Consider the following 10,493-nt stretch of genomic DNA (forward strand, 5'->3'; position numbering starts at 1 on the left):
TGCGCAAGAAGGACAAGTCCGGCTAGGCAGCTGCTTATCGATAGGCACGAGGGGGCCGGCTATTTTCCGGTACGTTTTCCGCCTTCCTATGCAAAGGTCTTGGCGAAGTGCTCGGCCTGGGTGCGGATCGCCGAAAATACGGCTGGGGCTTCCGGCTCCAGGTGTCGATGGGTCTGCAGGCTCTCGCGTACCGCGTTGAGCAGGTTGATGATCCGGCCCTTCACGTTGCTAATGTGGCAGGTCTTGGCTAAATCCAAGATCGTAAGCCTGGACTGGAACATCCCTTTCGACCCGCCCATGTTCAAGGCCAAGGCATCCTCGGGAATGTACGCGGTGGTATTCACGATGTCGTAGGCAGGTGCTAGACGCGCATCGGTACCCATCGGATCCTGGTACAGCAGGCCGAAGTTCTTCAGGTGTGCATCGCCGTTCCCCACGATGCAGCTGAGGGCCACCATGTCGAAGAACTGAATGACGGACTGGCTGGCCTGTTCACCTTGGCAGTAAAGGTTGATGGCCCGGACGACCATCTCGTAGCTCCGGTCATACTTCTTGTCTGCCGGAAGACCCATAAGCACGGCCATGTCCTCGAAGCCCAGTGGGCGCAGCAGGTCATCACGATCGAAGCGGCGCATGACGAAGAGCTGGTGGTTGTTCGAGAGGAAGAACTCCGGCACAGGAATACCAGCTAGGCGTGCCGCCTCCATGCAGACGAACTCATTGATGGCCAGGCCGGGGTAATCATCGCTACCGGTCTTTACGATCAGGTCGGGGGTTGCCATGGTCGGATGCGGCACAACGGTAAGCGTCTCGGGCACCAGTACCTTTGGCTGCACACCGGAGACGCCGGCTCGCAGGATGTACTTGTTCACTAGCTCGGCGAAGATGTCCTCGCTGCCATCCCAGGCGAGGATCTCATCAAGCCTCTCCCCCTTAGGGGGGGCTTCCGTGGAATACCCCTGATCAGCCATGAACTGGTGAATGGCGCGGTTGTGCACGGAGACGCGACCGATCTGAGCGCCCCTGGCGGTCAACGACAGCATCATCATCGGATCAAGTGTGGTCGCTTTGGCGAAGCGGTTGCGCAGCTGTTCCAGCAGGTAGCCTTCCGGCAGGTTCATCTGGAAGATGGGATGAAGCTGCGGGTACTCGTAGCCCCTCTCCCGCACTTTCATGCTCAGGCTGATTTGCTGATCTTCCCCGGCACCGAGTCCGTAACGAAAGAGGTAGCCGTCTTTCCCGTGGAAAGACAGCTCTCCGCTCTCGCCCTGTGGCGTTCTGACAAGGGCTCGCATGCCTCTTACTCCTTGGACTCTTTGAACAAGTCTTCCAGCTCTTCCAGGGTCGGCTTGAACGCCGGAACCAAGGTGATCTGGGCATCCAGTGCTGAAATGACCTGGGCGTACATCGCCATCGACACGGTCAGTCTGCCTTTCTCGATCTCGGAGAGCTTCTGACGGGTCACGCCAGCCAGGCTGGCCAGTTTTATGATGGTCAGGCCACGGTTGTGGCGCATTTCGGTGATCTGAGCACCAAGGCGGCGGGCCAGAATTGAGGCATCCATAGGTTACGTCTGCATAACATTCAAGATGAAGTGAACCGTATACGTAACATTCTGTTCAGTCAATTTAAATGTTACATATGCATAACATTTATTTATAAATGGTTCGTATACGTAACGTTATCGGCCTGGGACTTCAGTAGGGAGCACAGGGTAGGGGAGTGGCCAACCGTGCAGCACCCAAACGATCTCGCTATGGTTGACGGAGCCGGGTGGGGAGGGCGGCCCGCTGTAGATGCCCGGGCCGCCGTCGTTGCACGCAGCCTACCGGCCAAAGGCGCCGCGCAGGTCGGCCACCACCTCGTGGGTGAGCCACTGCCTGAGGTTGCGGTTTTCCGGATGGTAGAACTGCACGCTGAGCAGGTTGTAGACGCCGGACTCACTCAGCAGCAGCTCATCAATGAACTGGCCATTGGCGTCACGCAGGTTTTCCCGCCGGCTCTGGTCCGGGTCGAGCATGGAGGGGAGGCGGGCGCTGAAGTGGCAACTGAGCAGGCGCGACAGGTCCTGGGCGCTGAACCAGGCTTCGTGGCCGATCAGCAGGGCGCGCAACTGGCGGTGGTGACGCAGGTAGGTGCGGGGGATGTAGCAGGTGTTGTTCATCGCGGTTCCATCCATATCGGGATTAGGGAACCGCCACCGGTAACTTCCTCATTTTGGGTGGCGGACCGTGCGAGGGTGGAAAACCGGAGCTAGCCAGCCGGCCGGACTTGCGTCCGCCTCGCACGGTCCGCCATAGACTGCCAAGGCACTCCCATGGGACCACGGGACCTTGCTATGGCGGTGTCGCACTCAGCCAACTACCGGGTTTCCACACCCAGGTCCCGGCCGAAGCCAGAACGGATCGGATGCTGCCCAAGGTCCCTGTAGGACGGCAACGCGGTTACGGGGTAGGGAATGTCCGATACATCAACGCGCCCAAGGACGTAGCCCGGATGTAATCCGGGGGTATCGCTTCGCTCAACCCATCCTACAAGGGAGGTTACGCAGGCTGTTCGGCATTACTCGCGTAATGGCTTAAGATAGCCGGTTGCCGAAAGAACCGTCATGGCATCGCCATGAAGGGCTTTCATCCTTTGCATATGAGTGTGGTGAAGATGAACAAGCCTTTCATTTCGCTGTGCCCTGAAATTACTCGGGCACACGCGCTGACGCTGATGGATTGGTTGGAGGATGAGCGAGTCACCTGCTATTTGAGCGATTCGCGTGATGTCTCCCGCTCCATCGAGCAAGCCATCGATCGGACTCAATCGCCGATCCTGACCCATCTTTTCAACCGGGGCGGCCGATTCTTCATGGCCTATGACCGGTATGACGCCCCGGTGGGCTTTGTCCGTCTCGTCAAGACCGGCTCAGATTGCGAGATAGTCCTGGTCATCGGAAACAGCGACAAATGGGGCCGAAACCTTGGCGCCCGCACGATACGCGAAGGCATGAAACTGGCCTTCCTCGACATGCGGGCCCAGAAGCTCATCGCCAAGATCCACCCGGACAACGTGCGCTCGCTGAAAGCCTTTGTGCGCAGCGGCTTTCTGCTTGAGAGCGAAACGCCGACATCGAAGTCATTCTCCATGACAGCAGGAAGCTATCGCCAGTTCTTGCGCGAAGGTGCCGTTGGCGACTCCACTGGGATTTGCATCACTGAAATCGACAAGGCCAGGCTCGAGAGTCTGATCGTGCTCGAGCAAGGCCCGGCCGTCGTTGAACTCGAACATGAGCTTGAGCGGGCCATCGTGGTCAAGCCGCAGCAGGTGGCGCGCAATGTCGTCACGATGAACTCCAGGGCCTTGCTGCAGCTGGACGACGAAGAGATCGAAGTGGCCCTGGTCTACCCAGAGGACGCGGACAGCAGCGCCGGGAAACATTCCGTGTGTTCCGACATCGGCGCCGCCATCCTGGGCTATCAGGAAGGGGACGCCATCGACTGGCGGATTTCTGATCGGACCCGCCGGATCGAGATCAGGAAAGTGCTTTACCAGCCGGAGGCCGCGGGCGACTTCCACCTGTAATTGCGCGTTTAGCTCAGTGTTCGTCCATCAGGCGCGAAGATCCCCCCAAAGAAGGGGCTGCGCCGTTCACCGTTTCATTGGTTTATTGAGGGAGTGGACGGAAGCTGGTTTGTCGAGTCAGTGCCTATAACGCATGATTTAACTTATAGGCGATGTACTTCGTTCATGACCGTATTTTCAATAAGCGCCACTGGCCATTCGGCTCCGAGAAAGCTTCCAATGTTCATAGCTCCACGTTCATGAGAAGCTCATGCAAAGGGGGGCACGCCTCTGCAGGCGACGGTTTCGTCGGCAGAGCTGAAAGGGCGCGACAGTGAGGGAGATGCAGGTTTGTACTGGTTAGGGTCATTTCAGTACTCATCTAAACAAGAGCAGCTTGATAGGCTCAAGGTCTTCGTGGCCACCGCACCGGTTGGCAGGGTTTCCTGGCCGATGGAGGCATCCGAGCGAGCCGCTTGATGTAGCCATTTAGACGGGGCATTCCAAATGACTGCAGCTATTGGAGCGTCACCCCTCGCGCCGTCGAACCGCGCCCAGAGCTTTCAGCACCTCGGGATTGGCGGTTACAGTCGGTCGCGCAGAGCAAGGTAGGGATGTCGCGCCATGATCCCTTTCGCAACGATGAAAGCAAGGTTGCGTGCGCTGCCAGCGTGATCTGCCATAGAAAGTATGCGGGTCGTTAGTGCCGACCCACCATCAAACAATGAAGAGACGACCAGGATGCGCCAATACTCGGAAGAAGAAGTTCAGGATCTTACTGACAGAGTCTTCTTGCTCCGAGCCCGGCTTGATGAGGGAAAACTTCATATTGCAGCGCATCTGGTAGATGGCTTCAGAGAAAGTTTAATGGCGATTAGGTTACGCCCTGACGGCTTAGTCGATCCGACAACTGTTGATGGCAGGATTCGGGCCATGACTTTGGCCATCAGAGCCTTTGCCTACCGAGATGCATCTAAAAACTCGATAAGCTTGCAAAAAATCCAAAGTGTTTATTTCGATTTTTTGTTCCGGGAATTCGATTTTCTTTACAACCCAATGGTCAAGGCTGATGCGACACCTGCACAAGCAGCTGCAGTTGCGGTGAGAAATGACGAGTTGGTGAAGCATTGCACAAAAGCTCTTCCTGAATTCGCGGAGGGCATTAGGGAGTTCTGGTCGTCGGTGTCAGATCCCGCAGCATTCCACCTTCAAGATGGCCAGCAGTTCAAAGCTACTTTCTCTGGTGATCTGTTCCCCGCTCATTGGGAAAACGTTGTATCGACTGCTGGACTTTACATCGACACTATCGTGCTCCCTTGTCCGATTCTCAAGATCGCCCCGCTTTTTGAGGCATTGCCAGCCAAACAAGTCGTTGAGCTATTTATCAAGCACGTTTTGAATGCGATGACGTACAGGGATATCGCACTGGCTGAAATAACCCCTCCATTGGTGGTTATTTCACCTAATCCAAGAGATATGAATGATGAAGATAGAGAGCTGCTAGCTGAGCAGAGTCGGTCTCTGTCCTGTGATCATGGTGGCTACCTGTTTGGCCGTGATTTCGAGTCCGTTGAACACCTGGTGGATTTTTGTGGAGAGCTGCATTCTATTGACGCCGTGTTAGCTGAGCTTAAGGGTGCTGATCGACTGATCATTGATACATTGTGGGGCAGGGATGCTCGTGCGCAATTGGTCAGGGCCCTGAAAGAAGGAGCCACCCCAGGCTTGAACCAAGCTATAGCAGGAAATCATGTATTGCATGCTTGCTTGGGACGCATGCCCCAAGCATTGGCCTCTCAGCAGTGCGCTAATCACTTTGGTGGGACACCATTTATAGGTGCGGAGACGTCGTGGAAGTACTTCAATTGGATGCTGGACTACCAAGGTGGAACAGTTGAGCGTCCATCTGATGATCGAAAGAGCATGCATGTGATGCGTGCATTGAGCGCTGAGGCAGATAAAAATTTGGAATGGCTCGGCAAGGTTCCTCCGGAAACAGTGCTAAATATCCGGAAGGCTGGTTTGGCTGAAGAGCTGAGGTCTTTACTGGGCCAGGGTGTTTCTGAGCTGATCAAAGTTCGGCCAGAGAATTACTTCCGTACAGCCGACCAAGTCGTAGAAAACCTAGATCGGGCTTTCGCCGCGCATCAGGCGTCGCTAAAAGACGCACGTGATAAAAAACTCAAGCTTTACGGAATCGACGTCGCATCATGCCTAGCTGCCGGAACAATCGGCGTAGCGGGAGCTCTGACAGGAAACATTATCCTAGGTGCGCTGGGTGGTGTTCTAGGGATGGTTGGCCTCCCTAATTTCAAAGACATCAGAACAAAGTACAAAGATCTGCAGGCAGAACAAATTGCTCGTGAAAACTCGCCGACGGGGTTACTGTTCAAGCACATTTCATGAATGGCTCTTGTAGTCAATCGCTCAGGGCAAGCCCGACGTTCAGTCTTCATGAGTTAATAAAGAACTCGCATAGTCGGGTTCGTTTCTAACATAGCATCTGGTTGAACTTATAGCCGATGTATTTCGTTCATGAGCGTCTTTGTCGTAGAGATCTTTAGTCATCCGGCTCCGTGATAGTTTCCAATGTTCAAAGTTTCATGTTCATGAGAAGCTCATCAAAGGCGGGGACAGGCCTCTGTGCGCCACGGATCCATTGGCAGATCTATAAAGACACGGCAGGTGAGGGAGATTCAGGTTTGTACTGGTTAGGGCCATTTCAGTACTCATCCAAACAAGAGCTGCTTGATAGGCTAAAGATCTTCGTGGCTACAGCACCGGTTGGCAGGGTTTCCCACAAAGTTGCCATCCAAAAGCTTCATCTACTCATTGCGCTACACCCAGACGCAGAGCGGAAGATTGGATCAGGCGTTGACCACTTCAGAGTCGAACGGAATGCTTTAGGCGCAGGCCAGGGGCTTTGGCTTGTTCGCAGCGATGGCACAGAAGACTCATTCTCCTACAAGCGCTGCATCACCGGAGTGCGCCAATCATCCTACGGGAAGGTCTGCGAGGCACTTAGGTTCTCGGTTCGTTCACAGCTAATAGAGTTTCGAGAGACACTGAAGTTACCCGCTAGATGTACGATCAGCGGCGAAAACATCGTGCATCGTGGCAATCTGCATATAGACCACAAGGCTCCGTTCTGGCTGTTGCTGCAGGCCTTCTCAGAGATCAATGAAGTTGACCTATCCCTACTCGATACGGTGGGAAGCGGTGAGGCATTGGCCTTGGTTGATCAGGAGATCAGCAAGGCCTTTGAAGCATTCCACTTGACCCACGCTGAACTCCAACCATCCAGCAAAACCGCGAATGCTCTGAAAGGAGGAAAGCTCAGAAAGTTCCAAACAATTCGAATGCGGCGACGTTGCCTATCATGAACCATGCTGCGCGCGGCGACGTCGGCGCTGACTGGCAAGACGTTCGTGTTCGCGTTCGGCGTCGTACGGGACCCACGCCTCATCCTCCGGATTTTCGGCGAATCGAGCCTCCAACTCGCTGGCCGTCCACCCAACTAGGTGCGCGAGGCGAAGCCGCTCGGTTTGGTCCGGATGCCAGCGCCAAGTTGACCGCAGGAAGTTCCACTTGATCGATCCCGCCATCGAGCGGACATGAGGCGGCATAAGGATCATGCAGTCGAGATTGCGACATCTACGCTCAAACTCGTTGAACGGCTCGAAGAAGAAGTCGAGGTGGTCTGACATGTCGCTGTCGATAAACAACTGCTTCAGATCATGGACTTCCTCGTCGCCTAGCTCGCCCCTCGCGAGACCGATTAGACGGTTGTGATAAGTAGTGAAAACCGAGCCAACAGCCGACATCGACGTCGCCACCTCCGCATCGGGGACCCGCCCTCCAACTTCTCCTTCGGTCGATCGATGGAGGTTGCTGTTGATTAGCTCCGCAAAATCCCGAAGCGCTGCATCCATCCGTGTCAGATAGGTCGGCGCTAGCGCGCTCAGCGCCTGTCGGTCGGCGATCCGCTGGGATTCAAAGGCAATCTCCGAGGCGCGAGCCTGCTGTCGACCCTGGTCAAGTAACTGGCGCTGCTGCAATCGAAACGCGAGGCCCACCCATACAAGGGACAACGGCACCAATGCCCCCGACAAGTAGGATCCCCACTTATCGAATTCGGTGAGCGCCGTCCTTGGCAGCAACCAGCAGAAAACGTGCGCCGTGCTGTTACTGCAGACGCCGAGATTTACGACGAGCGGCGCGCCCAAGACGATCACGATATAGATAAGGGACACAATTCCTGCCCAACTCGTCAAATTTCGAGAGGGCGCAGGGGCTGCTTGGGCGTCGCTGGTAGGTTGGTGCAAATGAAGGACCACTTTTGAGGATACGAATTTTTCGTCGCTGACCGGAGCACTGTCCAACTAGGAACACATCGCAAGCGGATTGAACGGCAGCTATTGGGATCAACAATGTCCCCGCCGTACGGCGACAACTGGACGCACTGCCGACCGGCCGCTTAGTCTAAGTCCACGTTGGGTCGATGTTCGCAATAATGCCAGTGTGCTCCTGTAAGTTCCACCAGGTTCAAACCGCGGACGCGCCGCAAGCCAGGCTCTGACTTTGTCGGTCTTGTGTGTTGCGTAGTTATCCATGATCAGATGAATCGGCATTTCGGCAGGTACCGATGCATCGATCTCTCTCAGAAAGGCAAGAAACTCTGTACTGCGATGTTGACGCTTTAAGCGGCCGATGACCTCACCGGTTGCTACATCCAGAGCAGCGATCAGAGAGGTCGTACCGTGTCGTTTGTAATCGTGCGTGCGAGTTGCAGGATTGCCCGGAGATAGGGGTAAACCAGGTTGTGTGCGGTTCAAGGCTTGAATCTGACTCTTCTCATCAACGCACAGTACTAAGGCTCTCTCGGGTGGAGTCAAGTACAGCCCAACGATGTCGTGAACCTTGTCGACAAACAACGGATCGGTGGAAAGTTTGAAGGTTTTTTCCAGATGCGGCTTGATCCCAAACGCGTGCCAGATACGCATGATGCTGGCAGGAGAAAGGCCCGTCTCGCGGCTCATGCGGCGCGTACTCCAGTGGCTGGAATCGTCGGGCTTACCTTGCAGCACCTGATTTACTACTTGCTGAACCTGCTCATCCGAAATCGTGCGTGGGCGGCCAGAGCGCGGTTCATCGTTCAAGCCCAACAAGCCCAACTTAGCGAAACGCTGCCTCCACCGCGATACGACATCCTTGCTGGTACCCAAGCGCTGAGCAATGTCTGAATCGCCCCGGCTTTCCTAGACACTCTCCAAGCTCTGGAAATAACGCTTTTCAAACTCCACTGGCGATAGCTGCATAGCGCTGCTGTGCCGGCGTTTGGGGTTATAAAACATCTCGATGTAATCGAACACATCACTCCGGGCTTCTTCGCGGGTGCCGTAGGTTTTTCGTCGGATGCGTTCCCGCTTCAGCAACTGGAAAAAGCTTTCCGCCACCGCGTTGTCGTGGCAGTTACCGCGTCGACTCATGCTGCTGATCAGGTTGTTGGCCTTGAGGAAGCTCTGCCAGTCCGAGCTGCTGAACTGGCTGCCCTGGTCGGAGTGGATCATCACTTCCTGCTTGGGCTTGCGCCGCCACACCGCCATCAACAGGGCATCGATAGCCAGGTCGCTGCACATCCGTGGCTTCATCGACCAGCCGATCACCTGGCGTGAAAACAGATCCAGCACCACCGCCAAATACAGCCAGCCTTCATAGGTGCGGATGTAGGTGATGTCGGTGACCCAGACCTTGTTCGGTTCACTAACGTTGAATTGCCGCTCCAGGCGATTGGGCGAAGCCACCGTTGGCCGGCCGCCGTAATAGCCGGGGCGCCGCCGATAGCCGGTCTGTGAGCGCAGCCCTTCTCCTCGCATCAGGCGAGCCACGCGGTGCCGGCCACAGGACTCCCCCAGCTCACGCAGGTCGTCGTGAATCTTGCGATAGCCGTAGACCCCACCGCTTTCCAGCCAGGCATGTTTGATCAACCCGAGTAGGCGCTGATCTTCCTTGGCGCGTACGGATTTCGGCTCGGTCAGCCAGGCGTAGTAACCGCTGGGATGCACTTTCAGGGTCTGGCAGAGACGTCGAACCGGGTACTCCACCGACAGCTTGCTGATGAAGGCGTACTTCAGCCGGACTCCTTGGCAAAGTACGCGGCGGCCTTTTTTAGGATGTCTCGCTCTTCGGTCACTCGCTTGAGTTCGGCGCGCAGACGACGCAGTTCGGCCTGCTGATCGTCGTCTTGCTGCCGCTGCGCCTGGGGCTTGCCGTAGCGCTTGATCCAGGCATACAGGCTATGCACCGACATGCCTAACCGCGCTGCCACCTCGGCTACGGGGAGGCCGCGCTCGGTCACTTGTTTGACCGCTTCGATTTTGAATTCTTCGGGGTAACGCTGGTTGCTCATGGCACCTCCTAATGGGCCTCATTATGAGGCTTGGAGGTGTCTACGAAACTAGGGGCGATTCAGACTGCCTTCGGACCGAAGCTGCCCTTTACTGGCGGCAGTAACCGGCCAATAGCAGTCATTCGCTAGCCAGCTGAAGACAGGCAACGTTCATGCGTAGCTATACCTATCGGCGATCTTTGTTCGCGTATAGTTGCCTATAGGGTGATGCACCACCGCATGCAACAGAACCTAATGAAGTTTGAGCGGCGAAATAGGAGTTATAGCTCTTAGCTACATGTCCATCAGTCCCAGGGACAGGCCGTTCAAGTCGGTGAGTTCTCCAGTGGCAATATTTAGCGAGAAGAAATTTGCCTATCAAGATGGCGCTCGTTTCAGAGAGATGAGGATCGCCATGCGAGGCGGCCGGACTCCTAGCACAAAGCCTTGGCGTGTGGCATATAGCTACTATAACAGGCGTCGCCTAGCCCAACAGGGCCCCGGCATGGACATAGCATCGGAAGGTGGTGTGTGCGGTCAGCGTTGCACGAAAGGC

Annotated in this window: 8 protein-coding genes and 1 pseudogene; 3 read left to right on the forward strand and 6 right to left on the reverse strand. The window is 55.8% G+C overall.

What is annotated here, in order from left to right; translation table 11 throughout:
- Positions 1 to 86 precede the first annotated feature (86 nt).
- From PCA10_RS13575 to PCA10_RS13585, 3 genes are all read right to left on the reverse strand, one after another.
- On the reverse strand, positions 87 to 1,295 hold the full coding sequence (locus PCA10_RS13575; RefSeq protein ID WP_016492666.1) for a type II toxin-antitoxin system HipA family toxin: 1,209 nt from the start codon (positions 1,293 to 1,295) through the stop codon (positions 87 to 89).
- Positions 1,296 to 1,300: 5 nt separating this feature from the next.
- The gene (locus PCA10_RS13580) at positions 1,301 to 1,564 is read right to left on the reverse strand and encodes a helix-turn-helix domain-containing protein (protein ID WP_016492667.1); all 264 of its coding nucleotides are present in this window, start codon (positions 1,562 to 1,564) and stop codon (positions 1,301 to 1,303) included.
- Between the two features lie 261 nt (positions 1,565 to 1,825).
- The gene (locus PCA10_RS13585) at positions 1,826 to 2,164 is read right to left on the reverse strand and encodes a BRO-N domain-containing protein (RefSeq protein WP_016492668.1); all 339 of its coding nucleotides are present in this window, start codon (positions 2,162 to 2,164) and stop codon (positions 1,826 to 1,828) included.
- A gap of 455 nt (positions 2,165 to 2,619) precedes the next feature.
- Between PCA10_RS13585 and PCA10_RS13590 the strand changes: the two genes are divergently transcribed.
- The 3 genes from PCA10_RS13590 to PCA10_RS29605 all read left to right on the forward strand — a co-directional run bounded on the left by PCA10_RS13590 (position 2,620) and on the right by PCA10_RS29605 (position 6,932).
- Positions 2,620 to 3,570 carry a bifunctional GNAT family N-acetyltransferase/nucleoside diphosphate kinase regulator gene (locus PCA10_RS13590; RefSeq protein WP_197539866.1) on the forward strand — a complete coding sequence of 317 codons (951 nt, stop codon included), beginning with the start codon at positions 2,620 to 2,622 and terminating at the stop codon, positions 3,568 to 3,570.
- A 720-nt stretch (positions 3,571 to 4,290) separates the two neighbouring features.
- A complete protein-coding gene (locus tag PCA10_RS30340; RefSeq protein ID WP_144276973.1) occupies positions 4,291 to 5,955 on the forward strand; it encodes a hypothetical protein in 1,665 nt (554 codons plus the stop codon).
- A gap of 203 nt (positions 5,956 to 6,158) precedes the next feature.
- Positions 6,159 to 6,932, forward strand: coding sequence for a DCL family protein (locus PCA10_RS29605; protein WP_197539867.1), 774 nt, complete (start codon positions 6,159 to 6,161; stop codon positions 6,930 to 6,932).
- Here the strand turns inward: PCA10_RS29605 and PCA10_RS13595 are convergent.
- The 3 genes and pseudogenes from PCA10_RS13595 to PCA10_RS13600 all read right to left on the reverse strand — a co-directional run bounded on the left by PCA10_RS13595 (position 6,927) and on the right by PCA10_RS13600 (position 9,958).
- Positions 6,927 to 7,802 (reverse strand): hypothetical protein, encoded by an 876-nt coding sequence (locus PCA10_RS13595; protein ID WP_016492671.1) that lies wholly within the window; start codon positions 7,800 to 7,802, stop codon positions 6,927 to 6,929. The genes PCA10_RS29605 and PCA10_RS13595 overlap by 6 nt on opposite strands.
- Before the next feature lie 294 nt (positions 7,803 to 8,096).
- Positions 8,097 to 8,786, reverse strand: a pseudogene (locus PCA10_RS29610) (IS630 family transposase); the annotation flags it as partial.
- Positions 8,787 to 8,807: 21 nt separating this feature from the next.
- Positions 8,808 to 9,958, reverse strand: a protein-coding gene (locus PCA10_RS13600; protein WP_144276949.1) for an IS3 family transposase whose coding sequence is annotated in 2 segments (ribosomal slippage) — positions 8,808 to 9,721 and positions 9,721 to 9,958 — 1,152 coding nt in all. Because the reading frame shifts where the segments join, the coding sequence is not laid out codon by codon here.
- Positions 9,959 to 10,493 lie beyond the last annotated feature (535 nt).

This window comes from Pseudomonas resinovorans NBRC 106553 (assembly GCF_000412695.1).
GTDB classification, from domain to species: Bacteria; Pseudomonadota; Gammaproteobacteria; order Pseudomonadales; family Pseudomonadaceae; genus Metapseudomonas; species Metapseudomonas resinovorans_A.